We start from the raw sequence: 23,272 nt of genomic DNA on the forward strand, positions 1-23,272 counted from the left end.
AACTCTCATCTGCAGCATGGGCCAGCAGCATTTGCGATCAATCGCGGCGTTTATTTGGTCGGATCGATCAGGAATTTCTCGCCGGTGGCGCGCTTGTTGTAGACCGCGATGGCGTCGAGGCTGAGCACCTCCTTCAGCGACACCGTCCGGGTGTAATGGCTGGCGAAGGTTGTCTTGATCTCTGCGGCGACCCGAGCGCGGAGCTTGGCGGCATCCGCGGCACCGATCTTCTGCAGGAACGGGAACAGCAGCCAGCCGCCGACCGCCCAGGCGAAGCCGAAATTGCGCACGATTTCGGTCGGCTTGGTGTCGAGGCTGCCGTAGATGTAGACCTGCTTCATCACGTTCGAGCCATAGCGGCTGTAGGGCCCGGTGGCGGTCTTGCCGATTGCCGCTTCCATGCAGCTCAGGATCTGCCCGGCGAGCCGGCCACCGCCGATCGCGTCGAACGCGATGGTCGCACCGGTCTTGACGAGCGCCTCGGTGAGATCGTCGAGGAAGGTCGGCGCGGTGGAGTCGACCACGTATTTGGCGCCGATGTCGCGCAGCAGCTTGGCCTGCGCCTCGCTGCGGACGATGTTGACCAGATCGATGCCGTCCTTGAGGCAAATCCGGTTCAGCATCTGGCCGAGGTTCGACGCCGCGGCGGTGTGCACCAGCGCCTTGTGGCCTTCGCGCTTCATCGTCTCGGTCATGCCGAGCGCGGTCAGCGGATTGACGAAGCACGAGGCGCCTTCGGCCGCGGTGGTACCGTCCTGAAGCTTCAGGCAGTCGGCCGCCTTGATCAGGCGGTATTGCGCATACATCGCACCGCCGATCATCGCCACGGTCTTGCCGAGCAGCGCCTGCGCCGCGTCTGAAGTCCCGGCCTTGATCACCGTGCCGGCGCCCTCGTTGCCGACCGGCATCGATTCGTCGAGCCGGCCTGCCATTGCCTTCAGCGCGGCTTCGGGCACCTTGGCGGTGATCACCGGCGCGGCCGGCGTACCGGAGGCCTTGGCGGTCGACATGTCGGCGGCGCCGAACAGCAGGCCGAGATCGGACGGATTGATCGGGGTGGCTTCGACCCGGACCACCACCTCGTCGGGACCGGGCTCGGGAATGCTCACCGGCACCAGCGAGACTTCGAGGTCGCCGCTCGCCTTGATCAGCGAGCGCAGTTGCAGTCCGGTGATGGCCTCGGTCACGTCTCTCTCCCTCTTGTCTGTTGCGGCCGCACCTTGGGGCAGCCGCGCGCAGGGTTCAAGACGAGGCGATGGCCGCGACGATCACATCATCGCGGCCAAGGGATGCGCTCAGCGGAACGCCTTCAGCGCAGCCTTGCCCGGGAAGTATGCGCTGGAGCCGAGCTCCTGTTCGATGCGCAGCAGCTGGTTGTACTTCGAGGTGCGGTCGGCGCGCGCCAGCGAGCCGGTCTTGATCTGTCCGCAATTGGTGGCGACCGCGAGGTCGGCGATGGTCGAGTCCTCGGTCTCGCCGGAGCGATGCGACATCACCGCGGTGTAGCCGGCCTTGTGCGCCATCTCGACGGCGGCCAACGTCTCGGTCAGCGTGCCGATCTGATTGACCTTGATCAGGATCGAGTTGGCGCGGCCGGCCTTGATGCCCTCTGCCAGACGGGTCACGTTGGTGACGAACAAATCGTCGCCGACCAGCTGGCACTTGCCGCCGATCAGATCGGTGATCGCCTTCCAGCCTTCCATATCGTCTTCGGCCATGCCGTCTTCGATCGACACGATCGGATAGCGCGATACCAGATCGGCGAGGTACTTGGCCTGCTCCTGCGGCCCGAGGCTGCGGCCTTCGGCTTCATAGACATACTTGCCGTCCTTGAAGAACTCGGTCGACGCCGGATCGAGCGCGATCATGACGTCTTCGCCAGCCTTGAAGCCGGCCTTGCCGATCGCCGACAGCACGAAGTCGAGCGCAGCGTCAGCCGACGGCAGGTTCGGCGCGAAGCCGCCCTCGTCGCCGACATTGGTGTTGTGGCCGGCCTTCTTCAGTTCGCCCTTCAAGGTGTGGAAGATTTCCGATCCATAGCGCAGCGCTTCCGCGAAGCTCGGCGCGCCGACCGGCATGATCATGAATTCCTGGAAGTCGATCGGGTTGTCGGCATGCGCCCCGCCATTGATGATGTTCATCATCGGCACCGGCAGCGTCCGCGCCGAGGTACCGCCGACATAGCGATACAGCGGCAGGTCGTAAGACGACGCCGCAGCCTTGGCAACCGCGAGCGACACGCCCAGGATCGCATTGGCGCCGATCCGGCCCTTGTTCGGAGTGCCGTCCAGCTCAATCATGGTCTGGTCGATCTGCACCTGCTGCTCGGCGTCCATGCCGCCGAGCGCGTCGAACAGCTCGCCGTTGACGGCCTCGACCGCCTTCTGCACGCCCTTGCCGAGATAGCGGGACTTGTCGCCGTCGCGCAGCTCGACCGCCTCGTGGGCGCCGGTGGATGCACCCGACGGAACCGCGGCGCGGCCGACTGAGCCGTCCTCCAGCACCACGTCGACTTCGACGGTCGGATTGCCGCGGCTGTCGAGAATTTCGCGGCCGATGATGTCGACGATGGCGGTCATGAATGCCTCTTGATCGGATGGAGGGAATGGAGTTGCGCCGCTTCTACAGCATGGCTCTGGGCACGAAAAGGCCGCCGGAGCGCTCGATGAGCCCCGACGAACGGCGAACGCACCGGTTTTGCAACGGATTCCCCTGCTCCGGAAAATGCTCTAGGACGGCGGTAACGGAGACCCCGAGTTCAAGCATGTCGAAAACACCGCGCAAATCCGCCCCCTCCTCATCCCTCCAGCTCGGCCAGGCCGTCGAATGGCCCGACCGGCCGGAAGCCGCCAAGCTCGACCGGGTGCCCAACCCGCAGAAGGACACCAATTTCCTGGCACGCTTCACGGCGCCGGAATTCACCTCGCTGTGCCCAGTCACCGGCCAGCCGGATTTCGCCCATCTGGTGATTGATTACGTTCCGGGCCCGTGGCTTTTGGAGTCGAAGTCGCTGAAGCTATACCTCGCCTCGTTCCGCAACCACGGCGCCTTCCACGAAGACTGCACTGTGGCGATCGGCAAGCGGATCGCGGCCGAGATCAAACCGAAATGGCTGCGGATCGGCGGCTACTGGTATCCGCGCGGCGGCATCCCGATCGACGTGTTCTGGCAGACCGGCAAATTGCCGAAAGACGTCTGGGTGCCGGACCAGGGCGTGCAGCCGTATCGCGGGCGGGGTTAGATCCGCACCGCCTCGTCCACCAGCAGCGGCGGTTCGTGCAGATAGCGGGTGGCGCGACGCTTGGCTTCGATGTCTTTCCAGACGCGCAGGATCTGGTCGGGCGTCAGCTCGGCCGCGGGCGCTGCGATCTCCGCCGGGATACCGGCGTTGAGAGCGTACAGGCACAGGTCCATGCGCTGATACGGCAGCGAGAAGTAGAACTCCTCCTGGGTCTGCGGCAGCGACCAGGTGTCGGTGGTCGGCGGCCGCTGTCGGATCTCCTGCGGCACGCCGAGGTGGTCGGCGAGCTGATAGACCTGCGACTTGTAGAGGTGCGCGATTGGCTTGAAGTCCGCGGCGCCGTCACCGTTCTTGACGAAGAATCCCTGGTCGTACTCCAGCCGGTTCGGCGTGCCGGCGACCGCGTAGTTCAGCCGGTCGGCGTGGTAGTACTCGATCTGCTTGCGGGTACGCTGCTTCATATTGGTCGCGGCGATGATACCGAGATAGGTGCCGAGCGGCAGCCGCAGCTTGCGCTGCTCGCCGTCCGGCGACTGCACCACCAGCGAGGTGATGCTGTAGGCCGAACCGAGCGCATTGGCGATCACCACCTTGCAGCCCCAGCCGTCGCCGAATTCCGGCACCAGTGTGCGGATGAAGGCGTCGCGCCGCGCATAGCAGCCCGCGCCGGCGAGCATCGGCGCGACGTCCTCGGTGACGCTGGCGATGCCGAGGGTCTCCGCCATCAGCCGGCCGAGCCGCAGGCTGTCGGGGTCGGAATCCTGTTCCGGCATCAGCAGCGCCAGCACCTTGCCGGGCCCGAAGGCTCGCACGCACAACGCCGCGGTGACCGACGAGTCGATACCGCCGGACAGCCCGATGATTGCGCCGCGGCGGCGCAGGCGGCGCTGCACCTGGGCGCGGATCGCCTCGACGATCCGGTCGGTTTCCGCCGCGGCGTCGATCCGCAGCACATCGCTGCTGAAGCCAAGCGGCTCGGCGGCGGCGGTGGCCGCGCCCGGGACAATGCTGTTCATTCAGCAGCCTCCAACACCGCCGCAGCGAGCGCGCGACGGTCGATTTTGCCATTGTCGGATTTCGGCAAAGCGTCGCGAAATTCGACGTGCTTGGGCACCATGAAGTCTTCCAGATACCGCGCGCAATGGCGGATCACGTCCTGCGCGGTGAGGCCGCCGTCGTCGGCGACCACCAGCGCCTTGATGGCGGCGCCGAGCACCGGATCCTCGACGCCGATTACCGCCGCCTCCTTCACACCTCGAAGCGCGTGCAGCACGTTCTCGACTTCCTTCGGGCTGACCTTTTCGCCGCGGGTCTTGATGATGTCGTCCTTGCGGCCGACGAAGTACAGAAAGCCTGCATCGTCGCTACGGAACAGGTCGCCGGTGTAAAGCACGTTCTCCCAGGCGAATGGTCCCGGCCGCAGCGACCGTGCGGTGGCTTCCGGATTCTCCCAATAGCCCTTCATCACATGCGGGCCGCGGATCACCAGTTCGCCGACTTCGCCGGGCGGCAACCGCGCACCGGAATCGTCGACCACATAGGCTTCGGTCCCTGGAATGGCGATGCCGACCGAACCCGGCCGCTGCGCGAGCTGTTCCGGCGGCAGGTAGGTGCAGCGCTTGCATTCGGTCAGGCCGTACATCGAGTACAATCGCGCCTGCGGGAATAATTTGGTCAGCCGCAGCACATACGCGACCGGCAGCGCCGCGGCAGTGTTGGTGATGTAGCGCAGGCTCGGCAGGCTGCCCGGCGCCAGATTCTTCATCTGCAGCAGCATCGCCGCCATGGTCGGCACGATCGGAAAGCCGGTGACGCGCTCGGCGTCGATCTTCTGCAGAATGGTCTGCGGGAACGCGAACGACTTCTCCAGCACCAGCGTGGCGCCGACCTTCGCGGCCATCAGCGCCTGATACAGGCCGTAGTCGAACGACAGCGGCAGCACGCTGAGCACGACGTCGTCATCACGGCTCTGCAGATAAGTGGTGATCGATGTCGCGGCGGCGACGACGTTCTGATGCGTCATCATCACGCCCTTGGGATGGCCGGTCGATCCCGATGTGTAGATCAGCATCGCCAGATCGAGTTCGATGCCGGCGAACGGCAGACCATCGCAGGGCTGCGCCAGCGCATCCGCAAAGCTGATCCAGCCGGACGGAGACGTCGCCCCGTCGGTGACTACGACAGTATTAACCGACGGCGCTTCGGCAATCGCCTTCTGTGCCACGGTCCCGAGACGGCCGCTGGTCACCAGCGCGGCCGCGCGACAGTTGTTGAGGATGTAGCCGAGCTTGTCCGACTTGGTCGACGGATTGATCGGCGACAGCACCGCACCGGCCTTCAGTGTCGCAAAGATCGCGATCACAGCTTCCGCGCAGTTGTCGAGGAACACCACGACGCGATCGCCGCGGGCGACGCCGGCGCCGAGCAGCGCCGCTGCCAGACGAGTCGAGGCTTCGTCCAGCTCGCGATACGACAGTCGCCGGTCGCCCGCCACCAGCGCCGTCTTGTCGGGCCAGGCCGCCGCGCTATGCGTCAGGAATTGCTCGACGCGCATCATCGATCTCCGAGTTCAAGCGGCGGATGGTCCGCGGACGAATTCTCAGGCTGCGAGCGAGCTACCCTGACGACGAGCAACATAACCGTCGATCGCGGCGATCGAGTCGAGATTGTCCGGGACGATGTCCTCATCCGCGATGCTGATCGCAAATTCGGATTCCAGGAACGCCACCAGTTCGAGAATGCCGGTGGAGTCGATCAGGCCGGCTTCGAGCAGTGACTCGCCGTCGGCGATCGCGTCGGTGTCCTCGCGAAACAGGAAGTTCTCTTCGATGAAAGCGCGGATCTTCGCGCGGCGGTCGGTCGACATAACTCGTCCTTTCTAAGCGGCTTGAATCGATGAGGCGGCGGCGGTGCCGGCAGTCTGCCGGACCAGCAATTGGGTGGAGAGAATGCCGACGAAGGCGGCGTTGTCGCGCGCGCCGACGGCGCGGCCGGCGGCACACTTGCGCAGCAGCTTCTGCACCGCGCCGGCCTCGAACAATCCAGACGCGGCCAGCGCGTCGGGCGCCAGCGCAGCCTCGACATAGTCGCGAGCGCTGGCGCCGAAGAACGAGCGGCTGTCGGGCGCTCGATATGGCTGCTTCGGCCGGTCGGCGATGTTCGCCGGCAGCAGATCGCGCGTCGCCTCGCGCAAGATGTGCTTCTCGCGCAGCACCCGCAGCTTCTGCCGCGGCGACAGTTTCGCAGCGAAATCGATCACGCGGGGATCGAGGAACGGAAATCGGCCCTCGACCGCATGCGCCATGGCGACGCGGTCGCCCTGTGACGACAGGATGTATCCGGGCAGCAGGAACGCGGTCTCAAGGTACTGCGCCTGTGACAGCGGGTGCCAACGCGCAAACCGCTCCGGCAGCCGCTCGCGCAGATCGGCCAGCGCATCATAGCCACTGAGCGCGCCACGCAGCTCGCGCGAATAGAACGCCTTGGCGCCCTGCGTCGTCCGTACCCGCGGCAGATGCGAAAACAACGGATCGCCGAGATCGTCGCCGCTACCCAGAAAGAAAGCCTCGCGATAGCTCTGCGACTGGGTCTTGAGCTGAGAGAGATAGGGATACAGCCGCTGCAGCAGCAGCGTGCGGCGCTTCGAGGCGGGCTGTGCCGCGCAGAACCGGCGGAGCTTTGCTTCCTTGAAGATGTCGTAACCTGCGAAGACCTCGTCAGCGCCCTCGCCGGTCAGCACCACCTTGAGCCCCTGCCCGCGCACCAGCTCCGAGAGCATATGCAGAGGGGTGGGACCGGTGCGCACCAGCGGTCGCTCGGCATGAGCGACCACCTCCGGGAAACGGCGGCCGATCTCGTCTTCGGTGCACAGCACCACGTGATGGTCGGTGTCGAGCGCACGCGCCATCACGTCCTGAAAGCCGCGCTCGTCGAATTCGGCATCCTCGAATGCGACCGAATAGGTGCGGAGCTGATCCGGGACCAGCCGCTTCATGATCGCGGTGACAATCGAGGAATCCAGCCCGCCGCTGAGATAGGCACCGACCGGAACGTCGGCGCGCAGCCGGATCCGAGTCGCATCGATCAGCAGCGCCTGCAGCTCGTCGGCAAGCTCGCGCGGATCACGCTGATCATGCCCGGCGACGTCGTCGGCATCCGGGAATGCAAGCTGCCAATACGGCTCGACGCGGACGTCGTCACCTTCCGCCAGCAGCAGATGCCCCGGCGGCAGCTCGGCGATGTCCTTGAAGATCGTACGCGGTGCGAGCGGGAACCAGAACGTGAAGGTCTGATCAAGCGCGATCGGATCGATCTCGGCAGCGACGCCCGGCACCTGAAGCAGCGCGCGGATCGCCGAGGCGAAATACAGACAGCCCTGCCGCCGGGTGTAGAACAGCGGCCGCACGCCCATCCGGTCGCGCGCCAGCATCAGCCGCCGCTTGCGCGCATCCCATAGGGCAAAAGCGAAGTCACCATTGAAGTGCTTGACGCAGTCAGGGCCGTACGCGCGATACGCCTCCAGGATCACTTCGCTGTCGGAGGCGGTTCGAAAGCGGTGGCCGCGCGCGATCAAATCCTGGCGCAGTTCGACGTAATTGAAGATCTCGCCGTTGAACGAGAGCCACAGCTCGCCATCAATGTCCGTCATCGGCTGCGCGCCGCCGGCGAGATCGATGATGCTGAGCCGAGTGTGTGCGAGCCCGAAGCCGTCGCCGACATGAACGCCGCTCGCGTCGGGCCCCCGATGCGCCACGGCGGCGGCCATCTCGGCGAGCAATCGATCACGCGCGATGCCCCCGACCGATCCGTGGTAGCCAGCGATGCCGCACATGGGCTTTCTCTTGTTGCAGGCCGCCAACTTAGCCGGAACCATTAAAACTTGCAGCGACAGCCTCGGGTTAACGTAAACGAAGCAGGTGAAAGTTGTTGGAGTCGTATGGGCACACCGACGACGTGTAGTGAACGGGTGCCCCACAACCAGCAATCAAGGCGAAGATGTGTCAGTCGCCGCCGAATGTTTCTAGCCAGAAACAAATCCGGCTCTCGCTCCCTAGCATCGCGCCGGCCCCCTTCTCGAGAGTCACGACCTCGCCACGGCTATGACCCGCTCCCGTGCCGTCTGATGTCGATGTAAGCCGTGATCCTGGTGGTCGACTTAACCGATGTGCAAACAAATCATGTAATCGAAGGGACCGTTTCAGGACGTTCTCAATGGCCCTCATCCGCCGCTTTGCTGCCCACGACGCCACCGCCGTCGCCAATCTATTTCAGGCGGTGTTTCGGAGGTCGAAGGTGCCGGCGCCCGCCTCGCTCGCCGATTACTTCATCGACATCTATCTGAACCATCCATGGTTCGACTCCGAGATCGGGGCGCTGGTCTATGTCGACGGCGACCAGCAGGTTCGCGGGTTCATCGGCATCAACGTCGTCCCGATGGTCTGGCTGGGCCGCCCGATCCGCGCCGCCTATGCCGGCTCGCTGATGGTGGATGCGCCGGAAAGCGATCCACTCGCCGGCGCCCGGCTGCTGCGTGCTTATCTGAACGGCGCGCAGGACATCTCGATCAGCGAGACCGCTAACGTCGCCTCGTTCGGGATGTGGCGCAAGCTCGGCGGCGAGATGGTGGTCGGCCGGAGTTACGAATGGGTGCGGGTTCTTCGCCCGCTGAGCCTCGCGGCCACGGCGGCAGCGCGGCGCCTGCCGCTTCTGACGCACGTTCGCGGCGCAACTTCGCTGCTGGACGTACTGACCGCGAAGGCCCTGCCCGCGCTCCCGCAACTGTCGCCCGACGCCGGCCGAGACGTCGCTCCAAGCGAACTCGCGGACGTCATCCTGCAAGCCACCGCCGGCTACGCCCTGCGTCCGGCCTTCGATGCGTCGGTGCTGGCTTATCTGCTGGCGCACGCGGCGCGGAAGGAAGATCGTGGCTCCCCGGTGGCCCGCGTCGTATACGACCGTCGCGGCGATCCGATCGGCGGCTATCTGGCGCACGCCGACCGCCACGGCGTGCTGCGCGTGATGCAGAGCTTCACACCGCCGGCGAAGGCGGACCTGGTGGTCGACGATATGCTGGCCACCGCGCAGCGGATTGGCGCTTCCGGTGTCGCCGGCAACACTCAGCCGGAGATGATGCCCCGCCTGCAAGCGCTCGGCTGCCTCTACGTGCTGCGCTATGTCACCGTGGTCCATGCTCGCGATCCAGCACTGCGCGCCGCCGCACACACCGCCGACACGTTTCTCAACGGCCTCGGGGGCGAAAGCTGGATGCGGCTGCTGGGCGGGCGGTTCGACTAGCTCGATCAAAAGCGCTTCAACGTCGCCCATCGCGCAGCCGCGGGGAACTCTTCATGCTCCCGAACGTTTGAACGGAACTGCAACATTGAGGCGGAGAAGCGAGATTGAACCGGCGGCAAGTTCTGACCGGGCTGGCGGCATTGCCGCTGTTGCAGGCGAAGCCCGATCCAGCCGCGGCTGCCCCCTTTTCCTCGATCGACTTTGATCCTTGGATGGTGCGCAAGCTGGCGCGCGAGTTGGCAAGCAAACCTTATCAGGCGCCGGACGGTTCGTTGCCGGCCTCACTGAACGATTTGAGTTACGACGCCTACCGCTCGCTGCGCTTTCGACCCGAGAGCGCTCTCTGGCGCGCCGAGAACCTGCCGTTTCAGGTCCAGTTCTTCCACCGCGGCTTCCTCTACAAGAACCGCGTGACGATCTTCGAAGTCGCCGATGGCAAGGCGCGCCCTGTGCCGTATCGCGCCGAGGATTTCTCGTTCGGCACCATCGCGCCGCCGCCGGTGGATTCAGATCTCGGCTTTGCCGGATTTCGGATCCACGCGCCGATCCAGCGTGCGGATTACTATGACGAGGTCAGCGCCTTCCTCGGCGCCGCCTACTTCCGCGCCGTCGCCAAAGGCGAGCGGTACGGCCTGTCGGCGCGTGGCCTGTCGATCGACACCGGCCAGTCCGGCGGGGAGGAATTCCCGCTGTTCAAGACGTTCTGGCTCGAGCGGCCTGCTCCGGGCGCGTCCTCGATGGTGGTGCACGCGCTGCTCGACAGCAAGAGCGTCGCCGGCGCCTATCGCTTCACCATCCGCCCCGGCGACACCACCGTGTTCGACGTCGAAATGGCGCTGTATCCGCGCGTCGATCTGGAGCATGCCGGACTGGCGCCGATGACCAGCATGTTTCTGTTCGGCCCCAACGATCCAGCCGACACACCGGACTTCCGCACCGCAGTCCACGATTCCGACGGGCTGGCGATCTTCAACGGCAGCGGCGAGGAGTTGTGGCGGCCGCTCTGCAATCCGAAGGATCTGCAGATCAGCTCGTTCGGCGACCGCAATCCGCGCGGGTTCGGCCTGATGCAGCGCGAGCGCAGCTTCGCCAATTATCAGGATCTGGAATCCCGGTTCGAGCTGCGGCCGAGCCTGTGGGCCGAACCGATCGGCGACTGGACCGACGGCGCCGTCAAGCTGATCGAGATCCCGACCCGCGAAGAGGTGCACGACAATATCGCGGCGTTCTGGGAGCCGAAGCAGCCGCTGCGCGCCAAGGGCGAACACATCTACACTTATCGGCTGCACTGGGGCCCGGACACGCCGAAGCCCCAGGCTCTCGCGCGGTTCGTGCGGACCGGCATCAGCGCGCGCGGCGACAACGAACGACTATTCGTGCTCGACCTCGCCGGCGACCGGCTGAAGACCGTGGATGCCGCCGCGATCCGCGGCGTCGTCGCCGCCGACAAGGGCGAGATCCGCAATATCGTGACCCAGCCCAATCCTGCCATGGGCGGCTGGCGGCTCAGTTTCGATCTGGCGCAGGCGCAGGCCCCGGTGGAGCTGCGCGCCACTGTGTTCGAGGGCGACGCGGCGGTCTCCGAAGTCTGGCTGTACCGATGGACGCCGTAGTCGGACCGCGCATCCAGGGTCACCATGACCAGGAACGCCGCGCCGAACCGCTGCCGGCAGACGCGCCGCTGCCGATGCCGGTGCAGTCGTTCGGAAAGCGGCCTCGGCCTGCCGCCGTTCGGTCGCCGGCCGTATGGCGCCGTGTCCTGATCATGGTCGCGACCACGGTGCTGTCCGCGGCGGGCATCTACGAGATGTATCAGGTGCTGCAGGTCGGCGGCATCACGATTCTCGAGGCCGTGGTGCTGGCGCTGTTCGCCGCGTTGTTCGCGTGGGTGGCGCTGTCGTTCGTCTCCGCGCTCGCCGGCTTCGCCGTGCTGTGCGGCGGCTGGCGCGACGATGTCGGCATCGCGACGGGTGGCTCGATGCCGGAGGTCTCCTCCAGGATCGCGATGCTGCTGCCGACCTACAACGAAGACGCCCCAGTGGTGTTCGCGAGGCTGCAGGCCACGCGGCAATCGGTCGACGAGACCGGCCGCGGCGCGCAATTCGACTGGTTCGTGCTCAGCGACACCACCGACCCCTCGGTCTGGATCGACGAAGAGCGCTGCTACGCCGAACTCGCCTCCACACAGGACCGCTTGTACTATCGGCACCGGCCCCAAAACACGGCGCGCAAATCCGGCAACATCGCCGACTGGGTCGAGCGCTTCGGCGGCGCCTACGACTTCATGGTCATTCTCGATGCCGACAGCGTGATGACCGGTGACGTGCTGGTGCGGATCGCCGCCGCGATGGAAACAAACAGCGGCGTCGGCCTGATCCAGACTCTCCCGGTCGTGGTTCAGGCGCGCACCCTGTTCGCGCGGGTTCAGCAATTTGCCGGCAGCCTCTATGGGCCGATGATCGCCGCCGGCACCGCATGGTGGCACGGCTCTGAGAGCAATTATTGGGGCCACAATGCGATCATCCGCGTCGCAGCCTTCGCCGGCAGCGCCGGGCTGCCGACGCTGCCGGGCCGCAAGCCGTTCGGCGGCGAAATCCTCAGCCACGACTTCGTCGAGGCGGCGCTGATGCGTCGCGCGGGCTGGCGCATCCACCTCGCCCCGACGCTGCGCGGCAGCTACGAGGAGTGCCCGCCGTCACTGCTCGATTTCGCCGCGCGCGACCGTCGCTGGTGTCAGGGCAATCTGCAGCACGGCAAGATTCTCACCGCACGCGGACTGCATTGGGTGTCGCGGCTGCATTTCCTCACCGGCATCGGCGCTTACCTGACCGCGCCGATGTGGCTGGCATTCCTGGTCGCGGGCATCCTGATTTCGCTGCAGGCGCAGTTCGTCCGGCCCGAATATTTCCCGACAGGCTTCTCGCTGTTTCCGAACTGGCCGGCACAGGATCCGGTGCGAGCGGCCTGGGTGTTCGCCGGCACGATGGGCCTGTTGATCCTGCCGAAGCTGTTGGCGCTGCTGTTGGTGCTGATGCGGAGTGGAACCCGCAGGCAGTTCGGCGGCGGCCTGCGCGCCGTCGGCGGTATGCTGCTGGAAACGCTGATCTCGGCTTTGACTGCGCCGGTGATGATGGTGTTTCAATCCACCGCGGTGTTCGAGATCCTGCTCGGCCGCGACGCCGGCTGGCAGGTGCAGCATCGCGGCGACGGCGCAATTCCATTGCGGGAGGTCACCTGCCGCTACGCGCTGCCGACGGCGCTGGGCGCGACCATGGCGGTCGGAGCGTGGCTGGTGTCATGGCCGCTGCTGTTGTGGATGACGCCGGTGATCGTCGGCTTGGGGCTCGCGATCCCGGTAGCGCTGCTGACGACGCGTGCCGCCCGCTCGCGTCCGTCACTGATGACGACGCCGGAGCAGATCGATCCGCCAGCGATCCTGGCGCAGGTGCATGCGCTCGCCGATCGTCTTCGCCCGGCGGGCCAGACAATCGATCCGCTGAGCGCGCTTCGTAGCGACCGCCGGCTTCGGGAGCTCCATTTCGCCGCCCTCGCCTGCCATCCGCCGCGTCGGCGCGGCCGCATCGATCCGCATCTGGCGACCGCCGGCGTGCTGATCGACGACGCCAACAGCTTCGAGGAGGCTGTCGGCTGGCTTCACTCCCGCGAAGTCCGCGCCGCGCTTGGCGATCGTGAGACGCTGCAAAGGCTATTGCACTTGTCCAGCCGAGACGCACTGTCCGAATCTGGCGCATAGCACAGGAGTTAGAGCAGCGCTTCGCGAGTCACCGCATCCGCCGGCGGCCGCGGCTTGAGGATGCGCGCCAGCACCAGGCCGAGCATCGCCATCGTCAGCGCCGTCAGAGCCAGCGTCGCGGTCTTGCCGAGCTGCGACAGGCCGAAGCCGTAGGCGATCGGGCCGGTGGTCTGGCCGATGAAAAAGAAGAACGAGTGCAGCGACATCGCGGTGCCGCGCGCGGTCTCGGTGAGTTCCGAGGCAAACACCTGGATACAGCCGTGCAGCATGTAGAAGCCCATCCCCATCAGGATGAAAGCAAACATCTGCGCCTGCCAGTGCGGGCCGAGCATGATCGCGGCGAGCTGCAGCGCGACCAGCAGACCGCCGCCGATCATCATGCCGGTGGTGCCTAGCCGCGGCAGCAATTGCGACACCGTCAGCGTGTAGATCAGCCCGCCGATCGCGAAGCCGGCGATCACCAGGCCGGCGATCGCGAGACTCTGCTCGCCCTGCTCGTGCAGGAACGCCGCGACATAGGGAAACACCCCCATCACGCAGGTGCCCTCGATGAACACAGCCGTGAAACATATCGCCGCGTTGGGATTACTGAAGATGGTGCGATAGCCGCGGCGCAGCGCCGGCAGATCCATCTCGGCACTGCGCGTAGGCATCTTGGCGCCGCGAGCGCCGAACGCCACTGCAATCGCGGCGACGATTACCAGCAGGCCGAGGATCGCCAGGACGCCGCGCCAGCCGAGGAAATCGCCGATCACGCCCGACGCCGAGGCGCCGAGCAGATTGCCGGCCATCGAACCGCCGAGCACGCGGCCAATCGCCACCTGCCGCCGCTCGACCGTGACCAGATCGGCCGCGAGGCCGAGCGCCACCGGGAACACGCCGCCGGCACCAATGCCGGCGAGGATGCGGCAGACGAACAGCACCGCGAACGACGACGACAGCGCACCGAGCAGATTGGCGAATCCGAGCAGCGCCAGACAGACGATCATCAGCCGCGCTTTGCCGAACAGATCGCCGAGCGCGCCGATCGCCGGCTGCACGACCGCAAAGGTGAAGGCGGTGACCGCGGCGAGCCCGGCCGCGGTGGTGATCGTCACGGCGAAATCGTCAGCGATCCGCGGTAGCACCGGATCGAGCGCGCGGGTCGACAGCGACGCCGCGAAGCTCGACAACGCAATGATATTGAGCGCCGGCGGCAGCTGCGACGATGAAGCGGCGCTGCCGGCTGGCGGCATCAAACAGCCCCAACCGACGACCGCTTCTTGGCGAGCGCGTCGAATTCCATCAGCGTCTTGATCAGCCCCTCGAACTCGCGCAGCGGCACCATGTTGGGGCCGTCGGACGGCGCGTGATCCGGATCGGGATGGGTTTCGATGAACACGCCGGCGACGCCCACCGCGACCGCGGCACGCGCCAGCACCGGCACGTATTCACGCTCGCCACCCGACGAGGTGCCCTTGCCGCCGGGCTGCTGCACCGAATGGGTGGCGTCGAAGATCACCGGCGCGCCGGTGGTCTTGGCCATGATCGGCAGCGCTCGCATGTCCGACACCAGCGTGTTGTAGCCGAACGACACGCCGCGCTCGGTCACCAGCACCTTCGCGTTGCCGGCGTGGGTGATCTTGGACACGACGTTGCCCATGTCCCACGGCGCCAGGAACTGGCCCTTCTTGACGTTGACGACCTTGCCGGTCACAGCGGCAGCGAGCAGCAGATCGGTCTGGCGACACAGGAACGCGGGGATCTGCAGAATGTCGACGGCTTCGGCAGCGCGGGCGCATTGCTCGTTTTCGTGCACGTCGGTCAGCACCGGCAGGCCGAGGCTTTCACGGATCTCGGCGAAAATCGGCAGCGCGGCATCGAGGCCGAGGCCGCGCGCGCTGGCGGCGCTGGTGCGGTTGGCCTTGTCGAACGAGGTCTTGTAGACGAGCCCGATGCCGAGGCGCGTGGCGATCTCCTTCAGCGCCGAGGCGACTTCCAGCGCATGCGCGCGGCTTTCGAGCTGGCACGGGCCGGCGATCACCGACAGCGGCAACGCGTTGCCGAATTTGACGTTGCCCGCCGCCACGCTGGGCGCGGGCGCAATGCTGCTGTTCACTACACTGTTCCTTGTTCGAAGATCAGGGTCGCGCCGCAGACATCCGGCACCACCAAGCGGCCGACATGGCGCGCCGCCGAGACCTCATGGTCTCGCAGCAGCCGTTCAACCACGTCGAGATCGTCCGCTGCAATCCGTAATCCGACGAAGCGCGCGCCCTCGCCTTCGGGCGCAACCGTGATGCCGTATTGGTCGCGCAGCGACACCGGCTCGACGATCTCGATGTCGCCGCGGCCGGCCTGCGCGGTGACGCCGATCGACGACGACCGCAGATCGCGGGTGCCGATGAAGGCTTCGAGGAAGACGTGGTGATCGGTCGGATTGTCGGCGACCATCACCACCGCGGTCGCGGCGCGCGCACCGTTGGCGTGCACCTGAAACGCCGGATTCCAGAAATTCTCGGGGTAGTGATGCTGGCAGCTCGCGAACCCCGCCTGCGGCGACAGCGGATCGCGCGCAAACGCCAGCGAGAATTGGAGCTTCACCACGCTGCCATCGGGACGCCGTCCCTCCCGGCCGAAGCTGAACAGGTCACCGCCCGCGATGCCGGCGGCGGCGAACCGGCGCAGGTCGGCCGCCGCATCGTCGCTCGCCAGCAGCAGCATCGACAGACCCTCGCGGGCCGCCAAGTAATCGCGCTGCAGCGCCCCGAACGACAAAGCGCCGTCGCCATGCGACGGAATTTTCTCGGGCTCGCCGACCGTCAGCAGCTCGATGAAGAAGCGATCGAACTGGACGATCCGGTTGTGCGTCCCCCAGGGATGAACGTTGCGCGCCCCGACCGAAAAGCCGAGCCGCCGATACAGATCCGCGGCCGCGTCGAGGTCGCGCACCGCATGGACGATATGGTCGAGGCCGTGGGACATGAACGAGGCCGTCATCGCGAGGAGCGCAGCGACGAAGCCATCCAGTCCCGTGCTCGGCGCTGGATGGCTTCGCTGCGCTCGCAATGACGATCGAAACTGATGCTCATCCGAATTACTTCAACGCCGAAAACGAGGTCGGCACCAATAGCTGATTGGTGATGGTGTCGACGATCTGGCCGTCCTTCTCGGTCTCGGCCTTGGCAGCGAGCCATTCCGGATCGCCGGCGAAGGCGGTCCATTTCTGCTCGCGCTCGGCCAGACTTTCCCAGGCCAGCAGATAGGTCAACTCCTGGTTGGAGGCGCCGACCAGCGTGGTGAAAAATCCGGCCTGACGGATACCGTGCTTGTCGAACAGCTTCAGCGTGATCGTCTCGAACCGCTTCAGCACTGCCGGCAGCTTGCCCGGTACGCAGCGATAGACTCGGGTCTCGTAGATCATCAGCTCTCCCCACGTTTGGCGAGCTTATAGCGGTAAGCCACGGGGGTTGTCTTGCGTCACGCGCAGGGAGCAGAGTTGCGCGTGGCTGCAGCAGATTGTATATACAATGTCGGATTTCGACCCGGCCAAGGATGCGATCAACCGCGCCAAGCACGGCATTTCGCTCGCGCGGTGGGTGGAGATGCGGGTGCGAGCCATCGTTCGCGACGGGCGGTTCGAGTACGGCGAGGATCGATTCCGTGCCTATGGTTACATCGATGGCCTTGCCTATTGTCTGGTGTTCACCTTTCGCGACGGGCTTCGCCCGATCAGCCTGCGCCGCGCCCACGACAAGGAAATGAGGCGTCATGCCCCGTAAGCCCATCGAGCCAGTATTCGACGACGACAACCCGGAGTGGACCGCTGAGGATTTCGCCAACGCCACTCCTGTGAACATCATGGCCAAGGATCTAACCTCGGAGTTCCTCGCGAAGATCCCGAGTAGGCGCGGCCCCCAGAAGGCACTAACCAAGGTGCCGGTGTCGATCCGGCTCAGCGCTGACGTGGTAGCGCATTACAAGTCGACCGGGCCCGGCTGGCAATCGCGGATCGACGACACGCTGCGCAAGGCCGCGAAGCTCAAGGCTGGCTAGGCGGCTCGCGCGACGTCAAGCGCGGAGTGTGCCGCGTCAGCGCGGCTTCGGCGGCGGAATTTCGCCGGCCGCCGCCGCGATCTGTGGATCGACCAGGGTGACTTTGGCACCGGGCTCGGCGCCGAACAGCATTCGGAAGTGCTCCGGTCCGAGCAGCTTGGCGGCTTCGTCGATCAAATACTGATTGCGGGCGTTGAGCGCCTCGGCGCTGGGCTGGCCGGTGCCCGGCCAGGACTGCGCCGCGAACCGCTGCACTTCGCCGCGCAGCCGCAGCAGGCTGGCGAGCTTGGCCGGCTCGGTCGCCAGCAGTTCGGTTGCGCGTCGTTCGAATTCGTCCACCGCGATGCCCTCGCCGCCCGCCGCCACCACAAATCCTCCTGGCCGCGCTCGCGCCACCAGCTGACTGCCGCTGCACGCGGCGACCTTGGCGGCCCAGGCAGCATGCTGCAGCCCGTAGGTTCCATAGATGAAGCTCGACAGCGGATAGCCGCGCGCCTTGCTCACCGTCAAGGGCGGCATGCTGCCGTCCGATGTCGCATACAGCACTTGATTGGCCAATTGGTGGCACACGCCATCGACGCCATAGCTGTAGATCGTGCCACGCGCACCGGGCGTCGTGTTGGAATCGGCGTTGGCCTGCACAAGGCACTGCGCAAGCTTCAGATTGCCGGCCTGCTGGCCGAGCGCCCCGGTCGGATTGACCGGCGTTCCGCCTTGCGGATGAAACGCCCCCCAGCAATACCAGAACGACTGGCCGGCAACGACGACATCGGCAATGGCGTGATAGGGATGAACCTGATTGTCGTAGCTGGTCACCCAGGTGTGGTCGACTGGAGACTCCGAAGACCACGCGGGAACTGCCCAGGCATAAAGGTTGACCGACGGTGTCATTTCCAGTCCCCCCGAAGATGAGAAGTCACGCGACACGTTACGGTTGTGCCCGAAGCATCATCTACCGGAGCAGGAATGTCCACGCGCAAGTCGTTGCCATTCACCGAATTCGCTGATCCCCGAAAGGAGCCGAGGATGACCACCCCGTCATGGCCGACCGCCGCCGACCGTCCGCATGTCGCACGAGGTGGCCGCCACGCGCGATGCCTGCTGGCGGTCGTAGCGGCGCTCGGCACGGCGCCTGCGCTCGCTCAAGCGCCGGGCAGCGGTGCGCCCGGCGTCGTTACCGGCGGCAGCGGCGACGTCATAGTCGGCGGCAAGCCGGCGGCTCGCGCTGGCGACACCGCCAGTGACGGCACTATCGTCGAAGGCTCCAGCAACGTCTTCATCAACGGCAAACCGGCCGCGATCGGCGGCAGCCGCACCGGCTGTGGTGGCGTGGTGGTCGGCAGCGGCTCGGGCGTGTTCATCAACGGCAAACCGGTCGCACGCACCGGCGACTCCACCACGAACTGCAAGTAACAAGGTCACCCGATCCGACATGTCAGTCACGTCAACGCCGCGGCAAGCCGTCGGCGCCCATTTCGCCGCCCGCCTGCTGCTCGCGACGCTCGCAATCCCGCCCGTGCTGCCGACCTTCACTGCGGAAGCACAAGCTCAACAGCGCCGGGCACCGACCGAACGCGAATTGGTGGCGAAGATCAACGACGCATTCCGCTCGCTGCAGGCCGGCGATCGTGACGGCGGCCGCCAGCGCCTCGTCGCGGCGCTGCGCGCAGTCCGCGACAGCAACTACAACGCACTCACCATCCGCGCTTATCTCAACGCCGTCACTTTCTTCGAGCGCCGACGCGATACTCAGACGGCCTCGGAGCTGTTCGCCGAAGCCGCAAACACCCACGCCGCTCGCGAAAACAGCCCGGACGCCATCACGCTGTGGTTCGAATACGCCCGCTTCCTCGAACGCACCGTGCAATACGATCGCGGCATCCCGGTCGCGGTCGAAGCCAGCAAACGGATGCGCGCGATCTATGGGCCGAACAGCGCGCAGGACATCGCCGGCAGCGACATCCTCGCGACGCTGCTCACCAACAACGGCGCCGTGGCGGCCGGGCTCAACCTGTCCGAAGAGACCTATCTCGGCGCACGCAAGGCGCTCGGCGACAAGGAACCGCTGACCTGGCGCACCGAGAACAACTACGCCGAAGCGCTGCGCATGGTCGGTCATCCCGATCTCGCCGCCGAGATCGACGCGCCGCTTTTGAAGAAGCGGATCGCGCATTACGGCATCGGCAGCATTCAGGCGCTGGTCAGCGCGAGCAATCTCGCTCTGGATCATCTGGCGATCGGCAACGAGGCCGAGACCATGAAGGCCCTAGCGCTGCAGAAGCGCTGCGCCGCCGAGCTCGCCGATCCCACCTCCGAACACGTCGCCCAGGCCGACACCTGGATCGCTTATGCTAAAGCCTATTTCCATCCCGACCGTCCATTGAGCACGCCCGAATTGGAGGCGATGGCGCGGGTCAAGGACTGGAACGGCGCGCCGGATCTGCTGCGGATCAAATCCGCGCAACTTGCCGCCGATCACTACGAGCGCCGCGGCGATACGGAGCGAGCGCTTGCGCTGCGGATCGCTGCGTATCACCGCGCGCAGGAGACGATCGCGCGGCAACATCCGATCACCTTCGATGCGCTGCTCGGCGTGGCAGTGACCAGGATGAAGCGCGGCGACGCGGACGCGCTGGCGACTTTCAAGGACGTCGAGCAGCAATCGTTCCGCTGGATGCTGCGCGAGGTCGGCACCGCCGGCAATCGCTATGTCGCCGAGACAATGCGCAAGCTCGCCGACGACATCCTCTACGAATACGGCCGCTACGCGCTGATCGATCCGGCTGCGGCGGTCGCCTATGCGGATGCGGTGTCGCGCTGGAAGACGATGGAAGACGGCGAGCGCACAATGCTGCGGCTCACGCTCGATCGGCTGCCGGATGAGCCGACGCGCGAACTGGCGCGCACGGTGCTGCGGCTGTCCGGTCAGCGGCAGGAAATGCTGTCCTCCGGCAAGCTCGACGGCGATGCCCGCGACGTGCTGCAACGATTGCAGGACGCTCGGCGGCAGCTCGCCGCGCGCGCCGGGGCCAAGCCGCCCGCCGACGTGCAATTGCCGTCGATCGAGGACAAGCTCGCGGCGAGCGATGCGCTGGTCGATTTCTTCGTCAGCGCACGCGGCAGCCGGGTCAAGCCCACCGAGCCGAAACCAGCAGCACGGTTGCAGGCGGTGGTACGGCGCCATGGCAAGCCGCCGCAGGTGATCGATCTCGGCCCGCTCGATGGCTTCACCGCACCGAGCGTCACCGAAGCCGATCGCAGCCAGCCGTTCCGTCGGCTCTACGACACGCTGATCGGACCACTGAAGCCGCAGCTCGCGGGCGTCACGCGGCTGTTTCTGGTGCCGGATGCCGACCTCTACAGCCTGCCGTTCGCGATGCTGCAGGACGGCAGCGGCCGCTATCTCGACGAGATCTATGACACCCGCATTCTGACCCGCGCCGACGCCATCGTGTTCGCCGGCCAGGACGACAAACTGATCGCGGACCGCAAGGCGGTGCTGGTCGGCGGTCTCGACTATGCCGGCGCGGCCAGTCAGCTCCCCTCGACCAAGACCGAGATCGATCGCATCGCACCCGATCTGCAGCGCCGCGACATCGCCAGTGTGATGTTGACCGGCAACAGCGGCGAGACCACGATCCGCGACAAGGCCGAAGGCGCCGCGCTGCTCCATCTCGCCACCCACGGATTTTACAAGGCAGCCACGGACCGCACCGATGCAATGTGGCGCAGCGGCATCGTCGCGGCACATCCCCTGCTTGACCGCCCGCCGCGGCGCGACGGCGAGGACGGCGTGATCTACGCTCGTGAACTGATGGACTGGAATCTGTCGGCCGCCGACCTCGTCGTGCTGTCGGCCTGCCAGACCGCGCTCGGCGATCCGAGCCGGATCGGCAGCGTCCGCGGCCTGCCGACCGCGCTGGCCATCGCCGGTGCCCGGCGCTCGCTCCTGACGCTGTGGGAAGTCAGCGACGCCGGCACCGCCAATTTCATGGCTCGGCTGTACCAGGTGCTCGCCGACGACAATCTCGACTACGCCGCCGCTCTGCGCAAAGTCCGCATCGAGGCAATCCACGGCAAGATCAAGGCCGCCGAAGACCCGTCGGTCTGGGCGGCCTTCGTGCTGTTCGAAAACTGACTGGCGAGCCGGCTTACACCAGCCGGCTCTGCACTAGCGCCGCTTCGACGAACGAGGCGAACAGCGGGTGCGGGTCGAACGGACGCGACTTCAGTTCGGGGTGGAACTGGACGCCGATGAACCACGGGTGATCCTCGTACTCGACGATCTCCGGCAGCACGCCGTCCGGCGACATCCCCGAGAACTTCAGGCCGTGCTGTTCGAGCCGGTCCTTGTAGGCGGTGTTGACCTCATAGCGGTGGCGATGCCGCTCGGAGATCTCGGTGGCGCCGCCATAGACCTGACTGACGCGGCTGCCACGTTTCAGCGCCGCAGGATAGGCGCCGAGCCGCATCGTGCCGCCGAGATCGCCCGCCTGGTTGCGCTTCTCCAGCTCGTTGCCGCGCACCCACTCGGTCATCAGGCCGACCAGCGGCTCCGGGGTCGGTCCGAATTCGGTCGAGTTGGCCTGCTCGATGCCAGCCAGATTCCGCGCCGCCTCGATCACCGCCATCTGCATGCCGAAGCAGATGCCGAAATACGGCACGTTGCGCTCGCGGGCGAACCGCGCCGCTTCGATCTTGCCCTCGGCGCCGCGCTGGCCGAAGCCGCCGGGCACCAGGATGCCGTTGACGTGCTCGAGGAACGGCGCCGGGTCCTCGTTCTCGAACACTTCGCTCTCGATCCAGTCGAGCTTGACCTGGACCTTGTTGGCGATGCCGCCGTGGCTCAGCGCCTCGATCAGCGACTTATAGGCGTCCTTCATCCCGGTGTACTTGCCGACGATGGCGATCGTCACCGCGCCCTCGGGATTGCGGATGCGCTCGTTGATCTCGTGCCAGCGCGCCAGCTGCGGCGGCTCCTTGGCGGCAATCGCGAACGCCGCCAACACTTCGTCGTCGAGCCCGGCGGCGTGATACGCCTCCGGCACCGCATAGATGCTGTCGGCGTCGCGCGCCTCGATCACTGCGCTTTCGCGCACATTGCAGAACAGCCCGAGCTTGCGCCGCTCCTCCTTCGGAATCGGCCGGTCGGTCCGGCACAGCAGGATGTCGGGCTGGATGCCGATCGAGCGCAGTTCCTTGACCGAATGCTGGGTCGGCTTGGTCTTCAATTCGCCGGCGCTCGGGATGTAGGGCAGCAGCGTCAGGTGGATGTAGATCACATCGCCGCGCGGCAGGTCGTTCTTGATCTGGCGGATCGCCTCGAAGAACGGCAGGCCTTCGATGTCGCCGACGGTGCCGCCGATCTCGACCAGGACGAAATCGTAGCCGTCATTGTCGCTGACGATGAATTCCTTGATCGCGTTGGTGACGTGCGGGACCACCTGGATGGTGGCGCCGAGATAGTCGCCGCGGCGCTCCTTGGTCAGGATGTCCTGATAGATCCGCCCGGTCGTGATGTTGTCCTGCTTGGTGGCAGGACGACCGGTGAAGCGTTCATAATGGCCGAGATCGAGGTCGGTCTCGGCGCCGTCGTCGGTCACGAACACTTCGCCGTGCTGATACGGCGACATCGTTCCGGGATCGAGGTTGAGATAGGGATCGAGCTTTCGAAGCCGGACTTTGTAGCCACGCGCCTGCAGCAGCGCACCGAGTGCCGCCGATGCCAGACCCTTGCCGAGCGAGGAGACCACGCCGCCGGTGATGAAGATATACCGCGCCATGGGACTTTACCTTTAAGGCCCCAGGTCCGATTCGCAAAAGCGATTCGTACCCCGCGGGCAGTTTGACCAATGCCTGTGGGTGACGCTGAAAATTCAGCTATTTCAGACGATTGCCGAAGGGACCTCAGACTAGACGCAAGGTCCCGTCAGCGCATATCGGCAATG

Annotated in this window: 20 protein-coding genes; 8 read left to right on the plus strand and 12 right to left on the minus strand. The window is 65.9% G+C overall.

Annotated features, from left to right (window positions below; genetic code table 11):
- Positions 1-50: 50 nt before the first annotated feature.
- On the minus strand, positions 51-1,187 hold the full coding sequence (locus tag DNX69_RS08405; protein WP_110785563.1) for a zinc-binding dehydrogenase: 1,137 nt from the start codon (positions 1,185-1,187) through the stop codon (positions 51-53).
- A 108-nt stretch (positions 1,188-1,295) separates the two neighbouring features.
- The gene (gene eno, locus DNX69_RS08410; protein WP_110785564.1) at positions 1,296-2,579 is read right to left on the minus strand and encodes a phosphopyruvate hydratase; all 1,284 of its coding nucleotides are present in this window, start codon (positions 2,577-2,579) and stop codon (positions 1,296-1,298) included.
- Positions 2,580-2,764: 185 nt separating this feature from the next.
- Here eno and queF point away from each other — a divergent pair, with 185 nt between their 5' ends.
- Complete coding sequence (queF, locus tag DNX69_RS08415) at positions 2,765-3,241, plus strand: preQ(1) synthase (protein ID WP_110785565.1); 477 nt, start codon at positions 2,765-2,767, stop codon at positions 3,239-3,241.
- On the opposite strand, the gene nadE is transcribed toward queF, so the two are convergent.
- The 4 genes from nadE to asnB are packed head-to-tail and all read right to left on the minus strand — an operon-like array spanning position 3,238 to position 8,072.
- Complete coding sequence (gene nadE, locus DNX69_RS08420) at positions 3,238-4,257, minus strand: NAD(+) synthase (RefSeq protein WP_110785566.1); 1,020 nt, start codon at positions 4,255-4,257, stop codon at positions 3,238-3,240. The genes queF and nadE overlap by 4 nt on opposite strands.
- Positions 4,254-5,795, minus strand: coding sequence for a class I adenylate-forming enzyme family protein (locus DNX69_RS08425; RefSeq protein ID WP_110785567.1), 1,542 nt, complete (start codon positions 5,793-5,795; stop codon positions 4,254-4,256). Before DNX69_RS08425 ends, nadE begins: the two co-directional genes overlap by 4 nt.
- Positions 5,796-5,840: 45 nt before the next feature.
- Positions 5,841-6,107: an acyl carrier protein gene (locus tag DNX69_RS08430; RefSeq protein WP_107355872.1), complete on the minus strand. Its 267-nt coding sequence runs from the start codon at positions 6,105-6,107 to the stop codon at positions 5,841-5,843.
- Between the two features lie 12 nt (positions 6,108-6,119).
- Positions 6,120-8,072 carry an asparagine synthase (glutamine-hydrolyzing) gene (gene asnB / locus DNX69_RS08435; protein WP_110785568.1) on the minus strand — a complete coding sequence of 651 codons (1,953 nt, stop codon included), beginning with the start codon at positions 8,070-8,072 and terminating at the stop codon, positions 6,120-6,122.
- A 281-nt stretch (positions 8,073-8,353) separates the two neighbouring features.
- Here asnB and DNX69_RS08440 point away from each other — a divergent pair, with 281 nt between their 5' ends.
- The 3 genes from DNX69_RS08440 (at position 8,354) to mdoH (ending at position 13,289) form a co-directional block, all read left to right on the plus strand.
- Positions 8,354-9,535: a hypothetical protein gene (locus tag DNX69_RS08440; RefSeq protein WP_133255990.1), complete on the plus strand. Its 1,182-nt coding sequence runs from the start codon at positions 8,354-8,356 to the stop codon at positions 9,533-9,535.
- Positions 9,536-9,639: 104 nt separating this feature from the next.
- Positions 9,640-11,148 (plus strand): glucan biosynthesis protein G, encoded by a 1,509-nt coding sequence (locus tag DNX69_RS08445; RefSeq protein ID WP_110785570.1) that lies wholly within the window; start codon positions 9,640-9,642, stop codon positions 11,146-11,148.
- Positions 11,136-13,289 carry a glucans biosynthesis glucosyltransferase MdoH gene (gene mdoH, locus DNX69_RS08450; protein ID WP_110785571.1) on the plus strand — a complete coding sequence of 718 codons (2,154 nt, stop codon included), beginning with the start codon at positions 11,136-11,138 and terminating at the stop codon, positions 13,287-13,289. The genes DNX69_RS08445 and mdoH overlap by 13 nt, the downstream gene beginning before the upstream one ends.
- An 8-nt stretch (positions 13,290-13,297) precedes the next feature.
- Here the strand turns inward: mdoH and DNX69_RS08455 are convergent, their stop codons facing one another.
- The 4 genes from DNX69_RS08455 to DNX69_RS08470 all read right to left on the minus strand — a co-directional run bounded on the left by DNX69_RS08455 (position 13,298) and on the right by DNX69_RS08470 (position 16,692).
- Positions 13,298-14,524, minus strand: a complete 1,227-nt coding sequence (locus tag DNX69_RS08455; RefSeq protein WP_110785572.1) for an MFS transporter — start codon at positions 14,522-14,524, stop codon at positions 13,298-13,300.
- Positions 14,524-15,387, minus strand: a complete 864-nt coding sequence (gene kdsA / locus DNX69_RS08460; protein ID WP_110785573.1) for a 3-deoxy-8-phosphooctulonate synthase — start codon at positions 15,385-15,387, stop codon at positions 14,524-14,526. The genes DNX69_RS08455 and kdsA overlap by 1 nt, the downstream gene beginning before the upstream one ends.
- Positions 15,387-16,253 (minus strand): VOC family protein, encoded by an 867-nt coding sequence (locus tag DNX69_RS08465; protein WP_110786026.1) that lies wholly within the window; start codon positions 16,251-16,253, stop codon positions 15,387-15,389. Before DNX69_RS08465 ends, kdsA begins: the two co-directional genes overlap by 1 nt.
- Before the next feature lie 112 nt (positions 16,254-16,365).
- Positions 16,366-16,692 (minus strand): NIPSNAP family protein, encoded by a 327-nt coding sequence (locus tag DNX69_RS08470; RefSeq protein WP_110785574.1) that lies wholly within the window; start codon positions 16,690-16,692, stop codon positions 16,366-16,368.
- 106 nt (positions 16,693-16,798) lie between these two features.
- Between DNX69_RS08470 and DNX69_RS08475 the strand changes: the two genes are divergently transcribed.
- Together DNX69_RS08475 and DNX69_RS08480 are read left to right on the plus strand one after the other, a co-directional pair.
- Positions 16,799-17,050 (plus strand): BrnT family toxin, encoded by a 252-nt coding sequence (locus DNX69_RS08475; RefSeq protein WP_110785575.1) that lies wholly within the window; start codon positions 16,799-16,801, stop codon positions 17,048-17,050.
- A complete protein-coding gene (locus tag DNX69_RS08480; protein WP_110785576.1) occupies positions 17,040-17,324 on the plus strand; it encodes a BrnA antitoxin family protein in 285 nt (94 codons plus the stop codon). Before DNX69_RS08475 ends, DNX69_RS08480 begins: the two co-directional genes overlap by 11 nt.
- A gap of 36 nt (positions 17,325-17,360) precedes the next feature.
- Here DNX69_RS08480 and DNX69_RS08485 read toward each other — a convergent pair whose 3' ends face one another.
- Entirely contained in the window at positions 17,361-18,140 is a 780-nt protein-coding gene (locus DNX69_RS08485; protein ID WP_234826899.1) for a hypothetical protein, read from the minus strand.
- 210 nt (positions 18,141-18,350) lie between these two features.
- Between DNX69_RS08485 and DNX69_RS08490 the strand changes: the two genes are divergently transcribed.
- Together DNX69_RS08490 and DNX69_RS08495 are read left to right on the plus strand one after the other, a co-directional pair.
- Positions 18,351-18,737, plus strand: coding sequence for a PAAR domain-containing protein (locus DNX69_RS08490; RefSeq protein WP_110786027.1), 387 nt, complete (start codon positions 18,351-18,353; stop codon positions 18,735-18,737).
- Between the two features lie 19 nt (positions 18,738-18,756).
- Positions 18,757-21,462, plus strand: coding sequence for a CHAT domain-containing protein (locus DNX69_RS08495; RefSeq protein WP_110785578.1), 2,706 nt, complete (start codon positions 18,757-18,759; stop codon positions 21,460-21,462).
- Positions 21,463-21,475: 13 nt separating this feature from the next.
- Here the strand turns inward: DNX69_RS08495 and DNX69_RS08500 are convergent, their stop codons facing one another.
- The gene (locus DNX69_RS08500) at positions 21,476-23,107 is read right to left on the minus strand and encodes a CTP synthase (protein WP_110785579.1); all 1,632 of its coding nucleotides are present in this window, start codon (positions 23,105-23,107) and stop codon (positions 21,476-21,478) included.
- Positions 23,108-23,272 lie beyond the last annotated feature (165 nt).

Origin of the sequence: Rhodopseudomonas palustris (genome assembly GCF_003226555.1) — a bacterium.
Classification (GTDB): Bacteria; Pseudomonadota; Alphaproteobacteria; order Rhizobiales; family Xanthobacteraceae; genus Rhodopseudomonas; species Rhodopseudomonas palustris_I.

Excerpts from the sequence above, each read along its gene's own strand:
- DNX69_RS08490 (WP_110786027.1), top strand. The coding sequence starts at position 18,351 with ATGACCACCCCGTCATGGCCGACCGCCGCCGACCGTCCGCATGTCGCA.
- DNX69_RS08470 (WP_110785574.1), bottom strand. The coding sequence starts at position 16,692 with ATGATCTACGAGACCCGAGTCTATCGCTGCGTACCGGGCAAGCTGCCG.
- queF (WP_110785565.1), top strand. The coding sequence starts at position 2,765 with ATGTCGAAAACACCGCGCAAATCCGCCCCCTCCTCATCCCTCCAGCTC.
- DNX69_RS08500 (WP_110785579.1), bottom strand. The coding sequence starts at position 23,107 with ATGGCGCGGTATATCTTCATCACCGGCGGCGTGGTCTCCTCGCTCGGC.
- DNX69_RS08425 (WP_110785567.1), bottom strand. The coding sequence starts at position 5,795 with ATGCGCGTCGAGCAATTCCTGACGCATAGCGCGGCGGCCTGGCCCGAC.
- eno (WP_110785564.1), bottom strand. The coding sequence starts at position 2,579 with ATGACCGCCATCGTCGACATCATCGGCCGCGAAATTCTCGACAGCCGC.
- DNX69_RS08475 (WP_110785575.1), top strand. The coding sequence starts at position 16,799 with ATGTCGGATTTCGACCCGGCCAAGGATGCGATCAACCGCGCCAAGCAC.
- DNX69_RS08455 (WP_110785572.1), bottom strand. The coding sequence starts at position 14,524 with ATGCCGCCAGCCGGCAGCGCCGCTTCATCGTCGCAGCTGCCGCCGGCG.
- DNX69_RS08430 (WP_107355872.1), bottom strand. The coding sequence starts at position 6,107 with ATGTCGACCGACCGCCGCGCGAAGATCCGCGCTTTCATCGAAGAGAAC.
- asnB (WP_110785568.1), bottom strand. The coding sequence starts at position 8,072 with ATGTGCGGCATCGCTGGCTACCACGGATCGGTCGGGGGCATCGCGCGT.
- DNX69_RS08480 (WP_110785576.1), top strand. The coding sequence starts at position 17,040 with ATGCCCCGTAAGCCCATCGAGCCAGTATTCGACGACGACAACCCGGAG.
- DNX69_RS08495 (WP_110785578.1), top strand. The coding sequence starts at position 18,757 with ATGTCAGTCACGTCAACGCCGCGGCAAGCCGTCGGCGCCCATTTCGCC.
- mdoH (WP_110785571.1), top strand. The coding sequence starts at position 11,136 with ATGGACGCCGTAGTCGGACCGCGCATCCAGGGTCACCATGACCAGGAA.
- nadE (WP_110785566.1), bottom strand. The coding sequence starts at position 4,257 with ATGAACAGCATTGTCCCGGGCGCGGCCACCGCCGCCGCCGAGCCGCTT.
- DNX69_RS08465 (WP_110786026.1), bottom strand. The coding sequence starts at position 16,253 with ATGTCCCACGGCCTCGACCATATCGTCCATGCGGTGCGCGACCTCGAC.